Raw genomic sequence first — 20,552 nt, forward strand, 5'->3', positions numbered from 1 at the left:
GCGTTATCGTCCGTTCATGCTGCCTTTTGCATCGGCACGTGGGCCGGATGCGAAGCGAAGAAATCCATCGCGGCCTGCACGCCCGAGCCGGCGAGCTTGACGCCGGCGAGCTTCAGGCCCATCTCGCAGCCGGACAGGGCCGCCATCAAGGTCAGGTCATTGCAATCGCCCAGGTGGCCGATGCGGAACATGCGGCCCTTGACCTTGCCCAGGCCTGTGCCCAGCGAGCAGTCGAAGCGCTCGTAGATGATCTTGCGCACCGCGTCGGCGTCCACGCCCTCGGGCGTGATCACGCCGGTGAGCACAGGCGAATAGACCGAGGCATCGGCGCACTGGATCTCCAGGCCCCAGGCCTTGACGGCGCCGCGCACGCCCTCGGCCCAGCGCTGGTGCCGCGCAAACGTGGCTTCCAGGCCGCCGTGCGTGGGGTCCAGCAGCATGTCGCAGGCCTCGGCCAGGCCGTACAGCAGGTTGGTGCTGGGCGTGTACGGGAAGTAACCCGTCTTGTTCATCTCGATGATCTCGTCCCAGGCCCAGAAGGCCTTGGGCAGCTTGGCGCTCTTGCTGGCCTCGATGGCCTTGGGCGAGAGCGCGTTGAAGCTGATGCCCGGCGGCAGCATCAAGCCCTTTTGCGAGCCGCTGACCGTGACGTCCACGCCCCAGTCGTCGTGCTTGTACTCGGCCGAGGCCAGGCCGGAGATGCTGTCCACCAGCAGCAGGGCCGGGTGCTTGGCCGCATCGATGGCCTTGCGCACGGCGGCGATGTTGCTGGTGACGCCGGTCGAGGTCTCGTTGTGCACCACGCAGACGGCCTTGATGGCGTGGCCGCTGTCGGCCTTGAGCTTCTCTTCGATCATGGAAGCCTGGACACCGCGGCGCCAGCCTTCCACACCGGGCAGGCCCACAACCTGCGCGTTCAGGCCCAGGCGACTCGCCATCTTGATCCACAAGGATGCGAAGTGGCCTGTCTCGTACATCAGCACCTGGTCGCCGGGCGACAGCACATTGGTCAGCGCCGCTTCCCAGGCGCCGGTGCCGGACGCCGGGTAGATCACGACGGGATGCCTGGTCTGGAAGATCTGCTGGATGCCGGACAGCACGCGCTTGCCCAGTTCGGCGAACTCCGGGCCGCGGTGGTCGATGGTGGGCAGGCTCATGGCCCGCAGGATGCGGTCGGGCACGGGCGAGGGCCCGGGGATCTGCAGGAAATGGCGGCCGGTGGGGTGGTAATCGAGGTTGAGCATGCTGGAAGGTCTCCGGAGAATGGGCAAATTTTTGCATACAAAACTTTCTTGTCAAGAGGATCACCACTGAAGAGCCCTTTGACAAAGCAGCTAATTTGCATACAAAATCCCGCCATGACAGCTGAAGTGATCTCCATCCCGCGCACCGCCCTGCATGAGCAGGTCGCCCTGCGCCTGCGCCAGATGCTGGTGGAAAGCCGCATCCCGCCGGGCGCCAAGCTCAACGAACGTGAACTGGCCGAGGTGCTCCAGGTCTCGCGCACCCCCCTGCGCGAGGCCATCAAGATGCTGGCCGCCGAGGGCCTGGTGGAACTGCTGCCCAACCGCGGCGCCATCGCCGTGTCGCTGAGCGAGGCCGACGTGCTCAACACCTTTGAGGTGATGGCCGGCCTGGAAGCGCAGTCGGGCGAACTGGCGGCGCAGCGCATCACCGATGCGGAGCTGGCCGAGATCCGCGCCAGCCACTACGAAATGATGGCCGCCTACACCCGGCAGGACCTGTCGGCCTACTACCGGCTCAACGCCCAGATCCACAACGCCATCAACGCCGCCGCCAAGAACCCGGTGCTCACCAGCACCTACAACCAGGTCAACGCCCGGCTGCAGGCCCTGCGCTTTCGCTCCAACCAGGACGGCGACAAGTGGAAGCGCGCCATGAAAGAGCACGACAGCATGATCGAAGCCCTGGCCGCACGCGACGGCGCCGCGATGCGCGCCGTGCTGTTGCAGCACCTGCACAACAAGCGCGACGTCGTTGTGGAGCAACTGCGCGCAGAGAACGCGCCGCAAGCCGTGGGAGGGAAGCAATGAACGCTCCCCTGCCCTTGAAGGTGACGCGCGAAGTCGCCGGCCAGGCCTATGACGCCGTGGCCGCCGCCAGCAACGAGGTGGCCGGCAAGCTGGCCCAGCGGCTGGCGCAGGAGACCCAGGGCGAGGTGCTGTTCTCCCCCGCGGACCGCGGCCGCTACGCCACCGACGCCTCCATCTACCAGGTGCTGCCCATCGGCGTCTTCGTGCCGCGCAGCCCCGAGGACGTGAAGCTGGCGCTGGACATCTGCCGCGACTTGGCTGTGCCCATCGTGCCGCGCGGCGGCGGCACCAGCCAGTGCGGCCAGACCGTGGGCGCCGGCCTGGTGATCGACCACGCCAAACACGTGCGCCGCGTGCTGGAGGTCGATGCCGCGCAGCGCACCGCGACGGTGGAGCCGGGCATCGTGCTGGACCACCTGAACGCGCAGCTCAAGAAACTGGGCCTGTGGTATCCGGTGGACGTCTCCACCAGCGCCCAGGCCACGCTGGGCGGCATGGCTGGCAACAACTCCTGCGGCAGCCGCTCCATCGCCTACGGCAACATGGTGCACAACGTGCTGGCGGCCCAGGCCTGGACCTCGGACGGCGCGCTCCATGCCTTCGGCCGCTACGAAGACGCCACGGGCACGGCCCGCGCCATCGGCGAGCGCGTGCGTGACCTGGCGGCCACGCTGGCACCCGAGATCGATGCACACTGGCCCAAGGTGATGCGCCGCGTCGGCGGCTACAACCTGGACATCTTCCGCAACCAGAGCGAGAAGCCCTACACGGCCGACGGCGGCGTCAACCTGGCGCATCTGCTCATTGGCAGCGAGGGCACGCTGGCCCTGACCAAGACCTTGACGCTGCAGCTGGCCGAGCTGCCCACGCACAAGGTGCTGGGCGTGGTGAACTTCCCCAGCTTCTACAAGGCCATGGACACGGCCCAGCACATCGTCGGCCAGCTCAGTGCCGGCGAAGGCACACTGACGGCGGTGGAGCTGGTGGACCGCACCATGATCGAGCTGTCGCTGCAGAACCCGGCCTTCGCGCCGGTGATCCGCAGCGCCGTCATCGGCCAGCCCGACGCCGTGCTGCTGGTGGAGTTCGCCGGCGCCGACCACGCGGCCCTGGTGCGCAAGCTGAACATGCTGGTGGAACTGATGGCCGACCTGGGCCTGCCCGGCTCGGTGGTGCGCATGACCGAGGAGGCGCCGCAGAAGAACCTGTGGGAGGTGCGCAAGGCCGGCCTGAACATCATGATGAGCCTCAAGGGCGACGGCAAGCCGGTGAGCTTCATCGAGGACTGCGCCGTGCCCCTGGCGCACCTGGCCGAATACACGGACGCGCTGACCGAGGTCTTCCGCAAGCATGGCAGCAAGGGCACCTGGTATGCCCACGCCTCGGTCGGCACCCTGCATGTGCGGCCCATCCTGGACATGCGGCGTGACGGCGCGCCCAAGATGCGGGCGATTGCCGAAGAAGCCTCCGCCCTGGTGCGCAAGTACAAGGGCGCCTACAGCGGCGAGCACGGCGACGGCCTGTGCCGCGGCGAATGGATCCACTGGCAGTTCGGGCCGAAGATCGACGAGGCCTTTGCCGACATCAAGACCTTGTTCGATCCCATCGCCCTGCTCTCGCCCCAGCGCATGGTCAACCCGCCCAAGATGGACGACACCCGGCTGATGCGCTTTGCGCCCAGCTACAAGGTCATCCCGCTGACGCCGGCGCTGGACTGGAGCGCCTGGGATGTGCAGAACGACCCGGCCACCGAGCGCACCAGCGCCCCCGGCACCGGCGGCGACCCCGCCCAGGGCCTGGCCAAGGCGGTGGAGATGTGCAACAACAACGGCCACTGCCGCAAGTTCGACGCCGGCACCATGTGCCCCAGCTACCGCGTCACGCGTGACGAGAAACATGTGACGCGCGGCAGGGCCAACACCTTGCGGCTGGCGCTGTCGGGCCAGTTGGGCCCACAAGGCCTGGTCAGCGACGCCGTGGCCGAAGCGATGGACCTGTGTGTCGGTTGCAAGGGCTGCAAGCGCGACTGCCCCACCGGCGTGGACATGGCCAAGATGAAGGTCGAGTACCTGCACCAGCGCAACAAAGTCCAGGGCCTGTCGCTGAAAGACAAGCTGGTCACCCGCCTGCCTGACTACGCCCGCTGGGCCGCCCGCTTCGCGCCCCTGCTGAACCTGCGCAACCGCAGCAAAGTGCTGGCCGGCCTGGGCGAGAAGCTGCTGGGCCTGTCGGCCCAACGCAGCCTGCCGGCCTGGCAGTCGCGCCACTTCTTCAACAGCCCATCGACCGCCGCCACGCGCGAGCAGGTGCTGCTGGCGGCCAAGCCCGCCGTGCTCTTTGTCGACACCTTCAACGGCCATTTCGAATCGGCCAACGCCCGCGCCGCGCTGCAGGTGCTGCAGGCCGCCGGCTACACCGTCCATGTGGCGACGAAACAGAAGGATGGCGGCGGCCATCTGTGCTGCGGCCGCACCTACCTGGCCGGCGGCCTGGTCGATGAAGCCCGCGCCAAGGCGCGCGAGGTGATCGAGGCCTTGCTGCCCTTTGCTCAAAAAGGCATCGCCATCGTCGGCCTGGAGCCCTCCTGCCTGCTGACGCTGCGCGACGAATACCTGTCACTGGGCCTGGGCGCGCCGGCCCAGGAGGTGGCGCGCCACGCCCTGCTGCTGGAGGAGTTCCTGGCGCGCGAGCTGGCTGCAGGCCAGTTGCAGCCCCTGCAGGAGCGCCTGCAGCCGCTGGACAAGCCTGTGCTGCTGCACGGCCACTGCCACCAGAAGGCCTTTGGCGCGGTCACGCCCATCCTGGAGGTGCTCAAGCTCATTCCCGGCTGCAAGCCGCAGCTGGTGGAGAGCAGCTGCTGCGGCATGGCAGGCGCCTTCGGCTACGAGGCCGCGCACCACGAGGTGTCGATGCAGATGGCGGAGCTGAGCCTGTTACCGGCCGTGCGCCAGCAGCCCGATGCCATCGTGGTGGCCGACGGCACCAGTTGCAGGCACCAGATCCACGATGGTGCGCAGCGTGAAGCAGTGCACGTCGCGGCCCTGTTGGCGGCCCAACTCAGCTCAATGACAGGACGATGACGGCACAATCATCCGCATGCCCACTCTTCCCACCACCGCCCTGATCCGCGCCGCCCTGCCCGCCGACGAGACCGCCTGGCGCCAGTTGTGGCGTGGCTACTGTGACTTCTACAAGGTCAAGCTGTCGGACGAGGTCAGCAACCGCACCTGGAAGCGCATCCTGGACCCCGACTCCGCCGTCATGTGCATCGTGGCCGAGGTCGACGGCCAGGTCTACGGTTTTGCCAACTGCGTGGTCCACGAGAACACCTGGGAGACCCAGCCCGTGTGCTACCTGGAAGACCTGTTCGTCATCCCCTCAGCGCGTGGCAAGGGCATAGGCAAGGCCTTGATCGAGTGGCTGCGCAACGCCATGCGCGCCGAAGGCTGGGCCCGCCTGTACTGGATGACGCGCGAAGAGAACAACGAAGCGGCGCGCGGCCTGTACGACCAGTTCGCCCAGGCCGACGGGTTTGTGCGCTACGTGGTGCGGCAGCCGCGCTGATTCAGCGCCGGGCCAGCAGTCTGGCCACCATCACGGCCACGCCCCACCAGATGGCTGCCCACAGACAGCCCACCACCACCCATCCCAGCAGCGACGGCGCCGCCCAGCCGCCTGACTGCGCCGTGGCAAACACAGGAACACCAGCTGTGTGAAAGGCCATGAGCGGCAGGTACACCGTCCCCGCCCCCGCGGGCGCAAAGGCCTGCGGCTGGAAGACCAGCACTGCGGCGTGGCAACTGGCCAACAGGGCAAAGAGAATCCAGCGAAGCGGCATGGGCGGAAGTGGGCTCAGGGCGCGGCCTGTGCCTTGGCGACGGGGAAGTGCAGCGGCACGACCAGCGTGACCTCGGACGGCTGACCTTCGACCAGCTTGGGTTCGAAGCGCATGGCCAGCATGGCGTCCATCGCCGACTTGTCAAAGGCCGGGCTACCGCAGCTTTGAACAAGCACGACACGCCGGACCAGGCCTTGCGCGTCGAGGTGGGCCCGCAATACCGCAGGGCCAACCAGACCCTTCTCGGCTTCCCGCCTGTTCCTGACGACGCGAAACTGCATTCGCGTCAGCGGGACGAGGTCCTCGATGGTGACGATCTTTTCGGGCCAGCCGGCCTCTGCCCTCGCGAGCGGAGCAAGGCCCAGCAATGCCAGGACTAGCACAGCAGCGAGCAGCGGTCTGGTCATTTGGTTCTCCCTTGTCAGCCGGGATTTATACCAGGACGGCCTGTCGCAAAATGTCTCCATGGCCGCCCCCTCCCACACCATCACCACCCTGCCCCAGCTCCAAGCCCTGTACGGCGACGTCGGCGAAGCGTCCGTGCGCAAGGAGGTGGACCACATCCACCCGGCCTACCGCGCCTGGATCGAGGCCTCGCCGTTTGCCGTGCTGGCCACCAGCGGCCCGGACGGGCTGGACGCCTCGCCGCGCGGCGACCCAGCGGGCTTTGTCGTGGTGGAGGACAGCAAGACCCTGCTGCTGCCGGACCGGCGCGGCAACAACCGGGTCGACAGCCTGCGCAACCTGCTGACCGACCCGCGCGTGGCCCTGCTGTTCATGACGCCGGGTGTGGGCGAGACCTTGCGGGTCAACGGCAAGGCCAGCATCAGCACCGACCCCGCGCTGCTGCAGCGCTTTGCCATGGACGGCAAGCTCCCGCGCTGCGTGCTGGTGATTGCCGTGGAGGCGGTGTACTTCCAGTGCGCGCGGGCCATCCAGCGCTCGAAGCTGTGGCCGCCGGCGGATGCGGATGTGAAGGCCAAGGTGCCGACCGCGGGCGCGATGCTGGCGGCGCTGACCGCCGATGCCATCGACGGCGCGGCCTACGACAAGGCGCTGCCGGAGCGGCAGCGCAACACGCTGTACTGAAGCCTCAGGCGAACAATCCCTTGTGCTGCTCGCGCAGCAAATTCTTCTGCACCTTGCCCATGGTGTTGCGCGGCAGCTCGGGCACGATGAAGCAGCGCTTGGGGATCTTGAAGTTGGCCAGTTGCGCCTTCAGGCTGGCGACGATGGCATCGCCGTCCACCTTGGCGCCGGGCTTGGCGATCACCACGGCCACACCCACTTCGCCGAAATCCGGGTGCGGCACGCCGACCAGTGCACTCTCGGCCACGCCAGGCATCTCGTTGATGTAGCCCTCGATCTCGGCCGGGTAGACGTTGTAGCCGCCGCTGATGATCAGGTCCTTGCTGCGGCCCACGATCACCACATAGCCCATGCCGTCGATCTTGCCGACGTCGCCGGTCTTGAACCAGCCGTCGGCGGTGAATTCTTCCTTGGTCTTCTCCGGCATGCGCCAGTAGCCCGGAAAGACATTGGGGCCGCGCACCTCGATGTTGCCGATCTCGTCGGTCACACACTCCTGACCGTCGTCGCCGCGCACCCGCAGGCCCACGCCGGGCAGCGGGAAGCCCACCGTGCCGCCGCGCCGCTCGCCCTGCACCGCCGCATAGGGGTTGGAGGTGAGCATGATGGTCTCGCTCATGCCGTAGCGCTCCAGGATGGTCTGGCCGGTGCGCTCCTGCCAGGCCTGGAAGGTCTCGACCAGCAGCGGCGCCGAGCCGGCGATGAACAGCCGCATGTTGGCCACGGCGCGCCGCGTCAGGCCGGGCTCGGCCAGCATGCGCACGTAGAGCGTGGGCACGCCCATGAAGACCGTGGCCTCCTGCATGGCCTGGACCGCCTTCCTGGGGTCGAATCTGGCCATCCAGAGCATCTTGCTGCCATTGAGCAAGGCCCCATGGATGGCGACGAACAGGCCGTGCACATGGAAGATGGGCAGGGCGTGGATCAGCACGTCACCCTGCTTCCAGCCCCAGTAGTCCTTGAGCACCTGGGCGTTGGACAGCAGGTTGCCGTGCGTCAGCATCGCCCCCTTGCTGCGGCCTGTGGTGCCGCTGGTGTAGAGGATGGCGGCCAGGTCATCGGCGCCGCACACGGCGACCGCATGCTTGTCGCTGCATGTGGCGGCGCGCTCCAGCAGCGTGCCACTGCGGTCGTCGCCCAGGGTCAGGACATGGGCCGTGCCGGCGGCCTTGGCGATCTGCCCCACCCAGGCTGCGTTCTTCGGGCTGCAGACCACCACCGAGGGCTCGGCGTTGCCCAGGAAGTAGGCCACCTCGGCGCTCTGGTAGGCGGTGTTCAGGGGCAGGAAGACATAACCGGCGCGCAGCGTCGCCAGGTACAACAGCATCGCTTCCACCGATTTTTCCACCTGCACCGCCACCCGCGCGCCCTTGGGCAGCTTGAGCGACTTGAGCAGGTTGGCCAGCATGGCCGTGGCCCGCTCCATGTCGCGCCAGGAGTAGCGCAGGCCGTCGTCGGTCTCCACCGCCACCGCATCGAGCTCGCCGGGAAAGGCGCCGCGCAGCGCGGCAAACAGGTTGTTGTTCTTCATTTCTTCTGGGATGCGAGAGGTGTCGGGTGGCGTTTGCTATTGTATTTGTAGCTGATTGAGCCCTGTCTGCGCGGGCTTCAAGCCGATTTGATGCATGAAACGGGCCGAGACAGCAGCCATGCCGTCCCGGCACCGGTGGCGTCCTAATCCAGTCGCGCGCCCGAGGCCGTGACCACGGCCGCCCAGCGCTTGATCTCGCTGCTGACGAAGCCGCCGAACTGCACCGGCGTCATGTTGGGGAACTCGGCGCCCTGGTTGGCCCAGACTGCCTTGAGCTCGTCCGAGCTGATGGCCTTGCGCATCTCTTCGACGATCCTGGCCTGCACGTCGGCCGGCGTGCCCTTCGGCGCCCACAGGCCGTACCAGGTGGTGACGGTGTAGTCGGGCAGGCCCACTTCGGCGGCGCAGGGGATGTCCGGGAAGGCGGCATTGCGCTTGCTGCCCGAGACCATCAGGCCCTTGATGCGGCCGCCCTTGATGTGGGCGGCGCTCGAGCCCAGGCCGTCGAACATCATGTCCACCTGGCCGCCGACCAGGTCGCGCAAGGCGGGACCGGCGCCGGTGTAGGGGATGTGGGTGATGAAGGTCTTGGTCTGCTGCTTGAACAGCTCGCCGGCCAGGTGGTGCGAGGTGCCGGCGCCGGCCGAGCCGTAGTTGTAGCGGCCCGGGCTCTTCTTCACAGCTTCGAGGAAGCCCTTGATGTCGTTGAAGGGCATGTTCTTGGGGTTGACCACCAGGATCTGCGGCACGCTTGCGGCCAGCACCAGGGGCACGAAGTCGCGGTCCAGGTTGTAGTCCAGCCGCGGATACATCGATGGCGCGATGGTGTGGTGCACAGCGCCCATGAATACGGTGTAGCCGTCCGGCGCGGCCTTGGCCGCGATGCTCGCACCCACCGTGCCGCCGGCGCCGCCGCGGTTCTCGATCACCAGGTTCTTGCCGGTCTGCTTGGCGAACTGCGCCGACAGCGGGCGGCCGAAGGCATCGGTGCCACCGCCCGCAGCAAAGGGCACGACCATGTTGACCGGTTTGGTCGGCCAGGCGCTGGCCTGGGCCCAGGCCAGCGGCGATGAGGTTGCGGCGCTGGCTGCAGCCAGGCGCATGAGGGTGCGTCGGTTCAATGCGTTCACTTCTTGTCTCTCCTGGTTTTCTGGTTTGGAAGGGGGATTCTCTCGGAAATCTCTCACCGTGGCTGCCTCAGCGCAGCACCGCGCTGGCCTGGGCCGCCTGGAGCAGGCGCTGGGCGTCCTCGGCCAGCAAAAAGCCCTGTGTCTGGGCCTTGTCGGCCGCCTTGCGCACCGCCGCCACATAGCCCTCGTGCGAGCCATAACGCTCCTCCAGCGAGGGACGCGGGTCACCCGAGGCACGGCGCTCGGCCGCCGTCCTGGCAAACGGCAGCATGCCGCCCACGTAGTTGCAGATCTGGCCCTGGTGGAAGGGCCGCGCCCCGCCGGCCGTGATGTTCCAGCCCAGGTAGGTGCCCAGCGGCGCCTCCAGCAGCACGACGGGCACGCCACCGAGCTCATTGCCGTCGGCGTCCACCCGCGGCGCGTACATGGGCAGCACCTGGCGCACGGGCGGCGGCGCCAGCGATGCCACGCCCGAGCCGTCGGCCGGGTTGAAGCCCGGACCCCAGTCGTAGTCCAGCACCGGCATGATGAAGTCGGGCTCGGGCACGGTGGGCCGCAGTTGGGGCAGCGTGGGAAAGCCGATGCCGGCCTTGTGCGCCGGCGCCAGCGTGCCCCGTGCCTCGCCGCTGGCGGCGGCCAGGGTCGGCCAACGGCTTGCCGGCGGCTGCGTGCCCTTCATCACCCAGTTGCGCAGGTGCACGCGCAGCGCATTCACCGTTTCCGTGTGCGGCACCGGGTTGGCCGGCAGCAGGCCCGTGCCGTAGTTGTTGCCTGGGCAGACCGCGCCCGTGGTGGGCAGGCCCACGCCGGGCAGGCTGGTGTCGAAGCCGCCGGCGCCACCGCCGTGGTTGGAACTGGCGATGTAGTAGCGCCGCACATTGGACGGCAGGGGCAGGTCGGCCTTGCCGTCCGTGCCCACCCACTCGGGCGTGAGCTTGAGCGCCCAGACCTCGGCCGAACCGAAGTGCTCGAAGATCTTCGGGCAGGTCCGGCTGGCCTCGCAGCGCTCCAGGATGCCGCCGGGCGCGCCGCCGCGCAGCGGGTCGGGATGGCGCGACCACCATTGCGGTCCCTCGCTGCCGGCCTGGTACAGCTCCAGCACGCCGTCGGGCTGGGCCCAGCGGAAGTTCAGGGCGATGCGGCGCCCGGCAATGATGGGCCACAGGCCGTCGTGCACCTGGCGGCCCGTCTCGTCCTGGTTGAAGCCCAGGTGCAGCCAGCCGCGCAGGAAATTGCCCGACTGCGAGACGCCGCGCCCGATGCTGTGGGTGACGGCGCCGGCAATCGGGTTGGGCGTGCCCGTGTCGTCGGCCTTGGCCGTCTTGAAGAACACGCCGACATCGCGCCAGGCGGCAAAGCCCACGCCCAGCAGATAGGGATCGGCCGCCTTGAACACCACCTGGTAGAGCTTGCCGGCGTCGAAGCCGCTCTTGAGGCAGATCTGCGTGGGGTCGGGCGTGCCGGGGAAGGGATTGGCCGCATCGCATTTGGCCCAGGCCCAGTCGGTGGGCGCGATCAGCGTTTCGCCGATCACCTCGCCGCGGGTGGATTCGGCCGCGCGCGACACCAGCCGCGCCTGCCGCGTGTCCAGGCTGGTGGGCTTGTAGGGCACGGGGTTGGTCTGCACGATCAGAGGCTGCGAGCCCGGCCCCGAACGGTTGACGATGCGCCCGAAGACCTCGCCGGTCACCGGCGAGCCGTCGGCGTTCTTCGCCACCGGCAGCTTGAGCCAGTGCGGCTGCTCCACCGCCGCCGTGGCACGCACCGTCGTCGCGCCGGCGTTGTCGCCCTGCCAGGCGCTGGTCAGGTCGATGTCGCCCATCGCGCGCTCCTGCACCACGTTGGGCCGCCGGTTGCCGCGGTTGGGCACCTCGTGCCAGAGCACGCCGCTGGCCTGCTTGAGGTCCACCGGCTTGGTGATGACGAAGGTGGTCACGTAACGCAGCTTGCCGTCCGCGTCCTTGCCCAGTTCGGCGTCCTGGATGATGGCGTTGACCGGCAGCTTGGGATCGAGTTCGCCGAAGGCGCGGCCGGCCAGCTGCTCGAAGGCGACACCTCCGGAGGCAGCCGCGGCCAGCGGCACCCTCTCGTCGATGACGATGCGCGTGACCCGGGCCTGGGCCGGCAAGGCCAGCAAGCCCAAGGCGGCCAGGGCCGCGGCGGCGCCGCACGCAGTGAAGCGGTGAATTGGCATGTCTCTTGTCTCCTCGTTGTTATCTTTGGCTGCAGGGTTCTGCGACCCTGGCTCCGCGCTATCTCATGGCAGCAAGCCCTCGACGGCGGACGACACGGCGATTTTGCCCTCGGCCAGCTGGCTGCGGTGCTTGTCCAGTCGCTTCAAGTCGTAAAGGTAGTTGACCATCAGGCCGTAGGACTGCTTGAGGCCCTTGACCGAGGGGTCGGCCGCCCAATTGAGCCGCTCGACGCGTGCGCCGTTGCCCAGGTGGAAGCGCGCCACCGGGTCGGCCGGCTTGCCCTCGTTGGTCTCGCGGCCCAGGTACTGCGCGGCGGCGGCCAGCGCAAAGGCGCGCAGCGGCGACTTGGCGTCCAGCTCCAGCGGCTTGTCCAGCGCGGCCAGCAGCCTGTCGGGCGTGGCTTCACCCTCCAGGGCGCGGGCCAGTTCGGCGCGCGGCTTGGAGTCCATCTGCTCGAGCAAACTGGCGGCGTTCTTGCCCAGCCAGCCGCGCAGGCCAGGGATGGGCGAGAGCGTGGCAAAGCATTTGAGCTTGGGGAACTCCAGCTTGAGCGTCTCCACCACCCGCTTGATCAGCGAGTCGCCGAAGCTCACGCCGCGCAGGCCGGCCTGGGTGTTGCTGATGGAATAGAAGATCGCCGTCGTCGCCTTGGACAGATCGGCCGGCTCCGCTGCCTCATCAAGCAAGGGCGTGATGCTGCCGGCCATGTCATCGACCAGGGCGACCTCGACGAAGATCAGCGGCTCGCCTTCCAGCCGCGGGTGGAAGAAGCCATAGCAGCGGCGGTCGCTGTCCAGGCGGTTCTTCACGTCGGCCCAGCTGCGGATGTCGTGCACCGCCTCGTACTTGATCAATTTTTCGATCAGCGAAGCCGGTGAATCCCAGCTGATGCGCTGCAGGTCCAGGAAGCCGACGTCGAACCAGGTGGAGAACATGTACTCCATCTCCACGTCCAGGGCCGCCAGGCGCTTGTCGGCCTTGATGTGGGGTTGCATCTCGGCGCGCATCTCCACCAGCAGGCGGATGCCGCCGGGGTTGGCGGAAAAGCGCTGCAGCAGGCGGCGCCGCGGCGAGACGGTGGCGCGGCGGTACTGCACCTCGGCGGCGGCCTCGTCGGGCGTGCCCACAGCCGCCGCGTACTGGGCCTGGGCCTTCTTGACCTTGGCCGGGTCGGCGGTGAACTGCTCGCTCATCAGCAGCCACATGTCGCGCCGCTGCTCCGGCGTGGCCTTGGCGTACCAGCGGGCCACACCCATGGCGCGGCGCCCGCCTTCGACCTCGCTGACCCGCGGGTCGACGATGGCCTGCAGTTCTTCCAGCGTGCGGCGCAGCACGCGCGGCGACAGCGCCTCCTCGCCCTTGCGCAAGGTGGCGCCCAGGCGCTCGCGGGTGGAGCGTCCATTGCCCGGCGTCGCGGCTTTGGCGTCGGTGGCGGCCCTGGCCTCGGGCCGGGCCGAGGCGGCATCGGCAGCCACCGCCAGCTTGGGGCGCAGCACGGCCACGCCCCGGGTGATCCAGGTCGGCGTGTCCATCAGGCCAGCCTCGAGCGTTGGTTGCGGGCCAGCTCGCGCAGGGCCCCGCGCTGGCGCGTCAGGTGGGTGCGCATGGCCGCCTCCGCGCCCTCGGGGTCGCGCGCCTTGAGCGCCGCGAACACCGCCAGGTGCTCGGACAGGCTCTGCTCCAGCCGGCCCGGCGCGTGCAGCTGCTGCAGCCGCGCCAGCTTGACGATCTTGCGCAGACCGGTGATCACCTGGGCCAGCCAGTGGTTGGCCGCCAGCTTGATGATGGCCTCGTGGATGGCGAAGTTGGCGGCGTAGTAGTCGTTGATGCGCCTGGCCTTGGCGTGGCGGCTGAGCTTGTCGTGCAAGGCTTCCAGCGCCTGCAGGTCGGTGTCGCTGGCGTTGCGCGCGGCCTCGTAGGCGCAGCGCCCTTCCAGCAGGGCGATGACGGGAAAGATCTCGTCCAGGTCCTGCTCGGTCACCTCGGCCACGAAGCAGCCGCGCCGCGGCTCGTGGCGCACCAGGCCCTCGGCCGTCAGCACCTTGAGGGCTTCACGCAGCGGCGTGCGCGAGATTGCCAACTCGCCCGCCAGCTTGACCTCGTCGAGAAAACTGCCGGGCGCCAGCTCGCCCGCGAAGATCAGCTCGCGCAGCCGGTCGGCGACGTCGTCGTGCAGGGAACTGTGGACCAGGCGCATGGGCTCTTGCTCCGTAATTTCAAGTAATTACGGGTAATTATGAGCACCCGGCACCCAGCCGTGGGGGAAAAATCGCCGGGAGAAACCCTAGGGCCGGCCGACCTGTGCCCGGCCGTTGGCCCACAACCACAGGCCCATGCCGGCCAGCACCATGGGCACGCACAGCCACTGGCCCATGCTCATGCCCAGCGACAGCAGGCCCAGGTGGGCGTCGGGCTCGCGGAAGAACTCCGCGATGAAGCGGAAGATGCCGTAGCCGATCAGGAACACAGCCGAGACCTGCGCCTGCTTGCGCTGGCGGCGCGCGTACAGCCACAACAGGACGAACAGCAGCACGCCTTCGAGCAGGAACTGGTAGACCTGGGACGGGTGGCGCGCCACCATGGAGCCGCTTTGCGGGAACACCATGGCCCAGGGCAGCAAGGGGTCGGCCGCCCTGCCCCAGAGCTCGCCGTTGATGAAGTTGCCGACCCGGCCGGCCGCCAGCCCCAGCGGCACGCAGGGCGCGACAAAGTCCATCACCTGCCAGAAGGGCTTGCCGCGCGAGCGGGCGAACCACCACTGCGAGACGATCACGCCCAGCAGGCCGCCATGAAAACTCATGCCGCCCTGCCAGACGAAGAAGATCTCCAGCGGGTGGGTGGCGTAGTACATGGGCTTGTAGAACAGGCAGTAGCCGATGCGGCCGCCCGCGACCACGCCCAGCACGCCCAGGAACAGCATGTCCTCCACGTCCTTGGCGCTCCAGGCGCCCGGGCCGGTGATGGCGGCATAGGGCTGGTGCTTCAGGCGCATGTGCGCCGTCAACAGGAACAAGCCAAAGGCCGCCAGGTAGGTCAGGCCGTACCAGTGGATGGACAGGGGGCCGAGCTGCAGCGCGACGGGATTGATCTGGGGAAACATCAGCATGCGGCGTATTGTGCCCGCCGCCTGTGACGCCGGAGCCGCCAGCCAGCCCTACTTGCGAAGCTGCTGACGGGCGAATTCGGTGAAGCGCTGCAGCGTCGCACCGGCGGGCCGGGCGCTCCACACCAGGCTGGTCTCGCAGGCCGGCGCAGCCTTCCTGCCCGTGCCCTCCAGGCTGCGGTAGACCACGCCCGGGCGCTGGAACTGGCGCACGCTCTCGGGCACCCAGGCCAGGCCCAGGCCGGCCGCCACCAGGTTGACGATGGTCTGCATCTGGATCGCCTCCTGCGCCACCAGCGGCGCGCGGCTGGCCGCGTGGTACAGGCCGAAGATGGCGTCGTGCAGCGAGGGCAGGATGCGGCGCGGGAAGATCACCAGCGGTTCGTCCAGCAGCTTGCGCAGCAAGAGCGGCTGCGCGCCGGCCAGCGGGTGCTGCTCGGGCAGGGCCAGCACCAGCGGCTCGCGCGCGATGCGCAGCTGCTCCAGGCCCGGCGGCGCGAAGCCGGGCGAATGCAGCATGAAGCCGGCATCGATGTCGCCGCGCTCCAGCGCCTGCAGTTGCACGTCGCCCGTGGCTTCGATCAGCTCCAGCTGCACCTGCGGATGCTGGGCGCGAAAGCCCCGCACCCAGCGCGGCAGCAGGTCAAAGCCCACGGTGGAGACGAAGGCCACGCGCAAGCGCCCTGCCCCGCCCTCGGCCGCGGCCCGGGCCTGGGCCGGCAGGGCCTGGGCCCGCGCCAGCAGCGCGCGCGCCTCGGGCAGCAAGGCGGCACCGGCCTCGGTCAGCTGCACGCTGCGCTTGCTGCGGTCGAACAGGCGCACGCCCAGCAGTTGCTCCAGGTTGGCGATGGCCTGGGTCAGCGGCGGCTGGGTCATGTGCAGGCGCAGCGCGGCACGGCCGAAATGCAGCTCCTCGGCCACGGCCACGAACTGGCGCCACAGGCGCAGGTCGATCCAGGGTTCAGGGGATGCGTCACTCATATGCCAGACATATTAATCGAGGCGAAAAACGGATTGGAAAGAATCAGTCGGCGGGGGCATACTTTGCCCCTTCCCCCAGAACACACCCACGAGACCATGGACACCAAACCCATCGAGATCAACCGCCGCAGCAAGAACATCACCGAGGGCAAGTCGCGTGCGCCGAACCGCTCGATGTACTACGCCATGGGCTACGAGGAGAGCGACTTCAAGAAGCCCATGGTCGGCGTGGCCAACGGCCACAGCACCATCACGCCCTGCAACTCCGGCCTGCAAAAGCTGGCCGACGCGGCGGTGGCCGGCATCGAGGAAGCCGGCGGCAACGCCCAGATCTTCGGCACGCCGACCATCAGCGACGGCATGGCCATGGGCACCGAGGGCATGAAGTACTCGCTGGTCAGCCGCGAAGTCATCTCCGACTGCATCGAGACCTGCGTGCAGGGCCAGTGGATGGACGGCGTGGTGGTGGTCGGCGGCTGCGACAAGAACATGCCCGGCGGCATGATGGGCATGCTGCGCGCCAACGTGCCGGCCATCTATGTCTATGGCGGCACCATCCTGCCGGGCCGCTACAAGGGCCAGGACCTGAACATCGTCAGCGTGTTCGAGGCCGTGGGCCAGAACGCCGCCGGCAACATGAGCGACGAAGACCTGCGCGAGATCGAGATGCGCGCCATCCCGGGCCCGGGCTCCTGCGGCGGCATGTACACCGCCAACACCATGAGCTCGGCCTTCGAGGCCCTGGGCCTGTCCCTGCCCTACTCGTCGACCATGGCCAACCCGCACGACGAGAAGCAGAACTCGGCCAAGGAGTCGGCCAAGGTGCTGATCGAGGCCATCAAGAGGGACATCAAGCCGCGCGACATCGTCACCAAGAAGGCGCTGGAGAACGCGGTGGCCGTCATCATGGCCACTGGCGGCTCGACCAACGCCGTGCTCCACTTCCTGGCCATCGCCCACGCCGCCGGGGTGGAATGGACCATCGACGACTTCGAGCGCGTCCGCCAGAAGACGCCGGTGCTGTGCGACCTCAAGCCCTCGGGCAAGTACCTGGCGGTGGACCTGCACCAAGCCGGCGGCATCCCGCAGGTGATGAAGGTGCTGCTGCAGGCCGGCCTGCTGCACGGCGACTGCCTGACCATCAGCGGCCAGACGATTGCCGAAGTGCTCAAGGATGTGCCGGACGCGCCGCGTGCCGACCAGGACGTGATCCGCCCCATCGACAAGCCGATGTATGCCCAGGGCCACCTGGCCATCCTCAAGGGCAACCTCTCGCCCGAGGGCGCTGTGGCCAAGATCACCGGCCTGAAGAACCCGGTGATCACCGGGCCGGCGCGCGTCTTCGACGACGAGCAGTCGGCGCTGGCCGCCATTCTGGCCGGCAAGATCGTCGCCGGCGACGTGATGGTGCTGCGCTACCTGGGCCCCAAGGGCGGCCCCGGCATGCCCGAGATGCTGGCCCCGACGGGCGCCCTGATCGGCGCCGGCCTGGGCGAGAGCGTGGGCCTGATCACCGACGGCCGTTTCTCCGGCGGGACCTGGGGCATGGTGGTCGGCCACGTGGCGCCGGAAGCGGCAGCCGGCGGCACCATCGCCTTCGTCAACGAAGGCGACTCCATCACCATCGATGCGCACAAGCTGGTGCTGGAACTGAACGTGCCGGAAGCCGAGATCGCCAAGCGCCGCGCCGCGTGGACCGCGCCGGCCCCACGCTACACCCGCGGCGTGCAGGCCAAGTTCGCCTTCAATGCCGCCAGTGCCAGCAAGGGCGCGGTGCTGGACAACTACTGAAGCAAAGCAAAAGGGCGCCGCGCGGCGCCCTTTTTTGTGCAGGCGCCCTAGCGCTTGCGCCGGTTGCCCATGCCCAGGGCATCGCGGCTCTTCTCGATGCGGGCCTTCTTCCTGGCGTCTTCCTTTTCCATGGCCTTTTTCTTGGTGTAGCCCGACCAGTCGGCCCAGGCCCACCAGAGCATCGCCAGGCCGAATGGAGACAGCACCACGTACCAGGGCCACAGGGCCACGGGACCGATTTCCAGGTACCACAGGGCCAGCAGAACGATTCCCAAACCCAGCAGATACATCGCTATTCCTTCACCAGAGGCCGTTGGCGGCTTTACCGGGGGCTGACACAGCGGGTCAACCGCCCTCACTACAATGACGTTGAAGAATAACCCAACCCCAAGAGGATCCACGATGAAACGTGCCTTGTTCGCACTTGTTGCCGCCGCCGCGGTGGCTGGCCCGGCGCTGGCTGACCAGGCTCTGGCCACGGCCAAGAACTGCATGGCCTGCCACGCAGTCGACAAAAAGCTGGTCGGCCCCTCGTACAAGGACGTGGCCGGCAAGTACGCCGGCCAGGCCGGCGCCGCCGACAAACTGGCGGTGAAGATCCAGAAGGGTGGCTCCGGCGTCTGGGGCCCCGTGCCCATGCCCGCCAACGCCCAGGTCAGCGAAGCCGAGGCCAAGAAGCTGGCCGCCTGGGTCCTGACGCTCAAGTAATCCGGGCGCAGTCCCCAACAAAAAACCCGCCGAGGCGGGTTTTTTGTTGTCTTACAGCTTTTCCGCCAACTGCTCCAGGATGGCCGGATTCTCCAGGGTCGAGGTGTCCTGGGTGATGGCCTCGCCCTTGGCGATGCTGCGCAGCAGGCGGCGCATGATCTTGCCGCTGCGGGTCTTGGGCAGGTTGTCGCCGAAGCGGATGTCCTTGGGCTTGGCGATGGGGCCGATCTCCTTGGCCACCCAGTTGCGCAGCTCGGTGGCGATCTGCTTGGCCTCCTCGCCGGTGGGGCGCGAGCGCTTGAGCACGACGAAGGCGCAGATGGCTTCGCCGGTCAGGTCGTCGGGCCGGCCAACCACGGCGGCCTCGGCCACCAGGTCGGTCTTGGACACCAGGGCCGACTCGATCTCCATCGTGCCCAGACGGTGGCCGGACACGTTCAAGACGTCGTCGATGCGGCCGGTGATGCGGAAGTAGGCCCGGTCCGCGCTGCGCACGGCGCCGTCGCCGGCCAGGTAGTAGGTGCCCCCCATCTCCTCGGGGAAATAGCTTTTCTTGAAGCGCTCCGGGTCGCCCCAGATGGTGCGGATCATCGAGGGCCAGGGCCGCTTGATCACCAGCATGCCGCCCGAGCCATTGGGCACGTCCTTGCCCAGCTCGTCGACGATGGCCGCCATGATGCCCGGCAGCGGCAGCGTGCACGAGCCCGGCACCAGGGGCGTGGCGCCCGGCAGCGGCGTGATCACGTGGCCGCCGGTCTCGGTCTGCCAGAAGGTGTCGACGATGGGGCAGCGCTCGCCGCCCACGTTCTTGTAGTACCACATCCAGGCTTCGGGGTTGATGGGCTCGCCCACGCTGCCCAGGATGCGCAGGCTGCTCAAGTCGCTGCGGGCCGGGTGCACCTTCTCGTCGCCCTCGGCCGCCTTGATCAGCGAGCGGATGGCGGTGGGCGCAGTGTAGAAGATCGTGACCTTGTGCTTTTCGATCATCTGCCAGAAGCGGCCGGCGTTCGGATAGGTGGGAACGCCCTCAAAGATGACTTGTGTGGCGCCGGCGGCCAGCGGGCCGTAGGCCACGTAGGTATGTCCAGTGATCCAGCCGATGTCGGCCGTGCACCAGAACACGTCCTCGGGCCGGATGTCGAAGGTCCAGTCCATGGTCAGCTTGGCCCACAGCAGGTAGCCGCCGGTGGAGTGCTGCACGCCCTTGGGCTTGCCGGTGGAGCCCGAGGTGTAGAGGATGAACAGCGGATGCTCTGCCCCCACGGCCTGCGGCTTGCAGTCGCTGGGCTGGCCCTGCAACGCCGCGTCAAAGGTCTTGTCGCGGCCGGCCACCATGTTGCAGGCCGTGGGCGTGCGCATATAGACCAGCACCGTCTTGAGCGTGGTGCAGCCGCCCATGGCGATGCCCTCGTCGACGATGGACTTGAGCGGCAGCTCCTTGCCGCCGCGCATCTGGAAGTTGGCGGTGATGACGGCCACCGCGCCGGCGTCGATGATGCGTTCGTTCAGGGCCTTGGCCGAGAAGCCGCCGAACACCACGCTGTGGGTGGCACCTATGCGCGCGCAGGCCTGCATCGCGATCACGCCCTCGATGGTCATGGGCATGTAGACGATGACGCGGTCGCCCTTGGCGATGCCCTGTGCCTTGAGCGCGTTGGCGAATTGGGCCACGCGGCCCAGCAGCTCCTTGTAAGTGACCTTGGTGACGGCGCCGTCGTCGGCCTCGAAGACGATGGCCGTCTTGTTCTCCACCGGCGTGCCCATGTGCTTGTCCAGGCAGTTGGCGCTGGCGTTGAGCTCGCCGTCCTCGAACCACTTGTAGAACGGCGCCTGGGACTCGTCCAGCACCTTGGCAAAGGGCTTGCTCCAGTCCAGGTTTTCGCGCGCCAGCCGGGCCCAGAAGCCCTCGAAGTCCTTGTCCGCCTCGGCGCACAGCGCGTTGTAGGCCTCCATGCCGGAGATGCGCGCGGCTTTGACCGTGGCATCGGCAGGGGGGAACACACGGTTTTCGACCAGAACCGACTCGATGGCACTCATTGCATTGTCTCCGCAGGTGAACTTGGAATTTCACGGGACTGTCGTGTTTGGCACTTACAGTGCACTGACTGGCGCCAAGCTTACAAAGATACCCC

At 68.0% G+C, this 20,552-nt stretch carries 18 protein-coding genes; 6 read left to right on the forward strand and 12 right to left on the reverse strand.

Annotation, left to right across the window (positions count from 1 at the left end; all coding sequences use genetic code 11):
• Positions 1 to 14: 14 nt before the first annotated feature.
• Positions 15 to 1,244 carry an aminotransferase class V-fold PLP-dependent enzyme gene (locus Q0632_RS10580; protein ID WP_298928628.1) on the reverse strand — a complete coding sequence of 410 codons (1,230 nt, stop codon included), beginning with the start codon at positions 1,242 to 1,244 and terminating at the stop codon, positions 15 to 17.
• A gap of 114 nt (positions 1,245 to 1,358) precedes the next feature.
• On the opposite strand from Q0632_RS10580, the gene Q0632_RS10585 reads away from it, so the two are divergent.
• From Q0632_RS10585 to Q0632_RS10595, 3 genes are read left to right on the forward strand one after another with little or no spacing between them, the layout of a single operon-like run.
• Entirely contained in the window at positions 1,359 to 2,054 is a 696-nt protein-coding gene (locus tag Q0632_RS10585; RefSeq protein WP_298928631.1) for a GntR family transcriptional regulator, read from the forward strand.
• Positions 2,051 to 5,134 carry an FAD-binding and (Fe-S)-binding domain-containing protein gene (locus Q0632_RS10590; RefSeq protein ID WP_298928636.1) on the forward strand — a complete coding sequence of 1,028 codons (3,084 nt, stop codon included), beginning with the start codon at positions 2,051 to 2,053 and terminating at the stop codon, positions 5,132 to 5,134. The genes Q0632_RS10585 and Q0632_RS10590 overlap by 4 nt, the downstream gene beginning before the upstream one ends.
• 16 nt (positions 5,135 to 5,150) lie before the next feature.
• Positions 5,151 to 5,618: a GNAT family N-acetyltransferase gene (locus Q0632_RS10595; protein WP_298928639.1), complete on the forward strand. Its 468-nt coding sequence runs from the start codon at positions 5,151 to 5,153 to the stop codon at positions 5,616 to 5,618.
• Position 5,619: 1 nt separating this feature from the next.
• On the opposite strand, the gene Q0632_RS10600 is transcribed toward Q0632_RS10595, so the two are convergent.
• Both Q0632_RS10600 and Q0632_RS10605 read right to left on the reverse strand, forming a co-directional pair.
• A complete protein-coding gene (locus Q0632_RS10600; protein WP_298928642.1) occupies positions 5,620 to 5,892 on the reverse strand; it encodes a hypothetical protein in 273 nt (90 codons plus the stop codon).
• A gap of 14 nt (positions 5,893 to 5,906) precedes the next feature.
• Entirely contained in the window at positions 5,907 to 6,299 is a 393-nt protein-coding gene (locus Q0632_RS10605; RefSeq protein ID WP_298928645.1) for an energy transducer TonB, read from the reverse strand.
• 58 nt (positions 6,300 to 6,357) lie between these two features.
• Between Q0632_RS10605 and Q0632_RS10610 the strand changes: the two genes are divergently transcribed.
• Complete coding sequence (locus tag Q0632_RS10610) at positions 6,358 to 6,981, forward strand: pyridoxamine 5'-phosphate oxidase family protein (protein ID WP_298928648.1); 624 nt, start codon at positions 6,358 to 6,360, stop codon at positions 6,979 to 6,981.
• Between the two features lie 4 nt (positions 6,982 to 6,985).
• Here the strand turns inward: Q0632_RS10610 and Q0632_RS10615 are convergent, their stop codons facing one another.
• From Q0632_RS10615 to Q0632_RS10645, 7 genes are all read right to left on the reverse strand, one after another.
• Positions 6,986 to 8,512 carry a malonyl-CoA synthase gene (locus Q0632_RS10615; protein WP_298928651.1) on the reverse strand — a complete coding sequence of 509 codons (1,527 nt, stop codon included), beginning with the start codon at positions 8,510 to 8,512 and terminating at the stop codon, positions 6,986 to 6,988.
• A gap of 143 nt (positions 8,513 to 8,655) precedes the next feature.
• Positions 8,656 to 9,615: a tripartite tricarboxylate transporter substrate binding protein gene (locus Q0632_RS10620; protein WP_298928913.1), complete on the reverse strand. Its 960-nt coding sequence runs from the start codon at positions 9,613 to 9,615 to the stop codon at positions 8,656 to 8,658.
• A 94-nt stretch (positions 9,616 to 9,709) separates the two neighbouring features.
• Positions 9,710 to 11,836 carry an alpha/beta hydrolase domain-containing protein gene (locus Q0632_RS10625; RefSeq protein ID WP_298928654.1) on the reverse strand — a complete coding sequence of 709 codons (2,127 nt, stop codon included), beginning with the start codon at positions 11,834 to 11,836 and terminating at the stop codon, positions 9,710 to 9,712.
• A gap of 63 nt (positions 11,837 to 11,899) precedes the next feature.
• Entirely contained in the window at positions 11,900 to 13,369 is a 1,470-nt protein-coding gene (locus Q0632_RS10630) for a malonyl-CoA decarboxylase family protein (protein ID WP_298928657.1), read from the reverse strand.
• Entirely contained in the window at positions 13,369 to 14,034 is a 666-nt protein-coding gene (locus Q0632_RS10635) for a GntR family transcriptional regulator (RefSeq protein WP_298928662.1), read from the reverse strand. The genes Q0632_RS10630 and Q0632_RS10635 overlap by 1 nt, the downstream gene beginning before the upstream one ends.
• An 87-nt stretch (positions 14,035 to 14,121) precedes the next feature.
• A complete protein-coding gene (lgt, locus tag Q0632_RS10640; protein WP_298928665.1) occupies positions 14,122 to 14,943 on the reverse strand; it encodes a prolipoprotein diacylglyceryl transferase in 822 nt (273 codons plus the stop codon).
• 48 nt (positions 14,944 to 14,991) lie between these two features.
• Positions 14,992 to 15,921 carry a LysR family transcriptional regulator gene (locus Q0632_RS10645; protein ID WP_298928667.1) on the reverse strand — a complete coding sequence of 310 codons (930 nt, stop codon included), beginning with the start codon at positions 15,919 to 15,921 and terminating at the stop codon, positions 14,992 to 14,994.
• 96 nt (positions 15,922 to 16,017) lie between these two features.
• Here Q0632_RS10645 and ilvD point away from each other — a divergent pair, with 96 nt between their 5' ends.
• A complete protein-coding gene (ilvD, locus tag Q0632_RS10650; protein ID WP_298928669.1) occupies positions 16,018 to 17,712 on the forward strand; it encodes a dihydroxy-acid dehydratase in 1,695 nt (564 codons plus the stop codon).
• A gap of 47 nt (positions 17,713 to 17,759) precedes the next feature.
• On the opposite strand, the gene Q0632_RS10655 is transcribed toward ilvD, so the two are convergent.
• The gene (locus tag Q0632_RS10655; RefSeq protein ID WP_298928672.1) at positions 17,760 to 18,002 is read right to left on the reverse strand and encodes a TIGR04438 family Trp-rich protein; all 243 of its coding nucleotides are present in this window, start codon (positions 18,000 to 18,002) and stop codon (positions 17,760 to 17,762) included.
• Between the two features lie 112 nt (positions 18,003 to 18,114).
• On the opposite strand from Q0632_RS10655, the gene Q0632_RS10660 reads away from it, so the two are divergent.
• Complete coding sequence (locus Q0632_RS10660; RefSeq protein WP_298928675.1) at positions 18,115 to 18,420, forward strand: c-type cytochrome; 306 nt, start codon at positions 18,115 to 18,117, stop codon at positions 18,418 to 18,420.
• Positions 18,421 to 18,471: 51 nt separating this feature from the next.
• On the opposite strand, the gene acs is transcribed toward Q0632_RS10660, so the two are convergent.
• A complete protein-coding gene (gene acs, locus Q0632_RS10665; protein ID WP_298928678.1) occupies positions 18,472 to 20,457 on the reverse strand; it encodes an acetate--CoA ligase in 1,986 nt (661 codons plus the stop codon).
• Positions 20,458 to 20,552 lie beyond the last annotated feature (95 nt).

The sequence above is a fragment of the uncultured Ramlibacter sp. genome (assembly GCF_936925435.1).
GTDB lineage: Bacteria > Pseudomonadota > Gammaproteobacteria > Burkholderiales > Burkholderiaceae_C > Ramlibacter.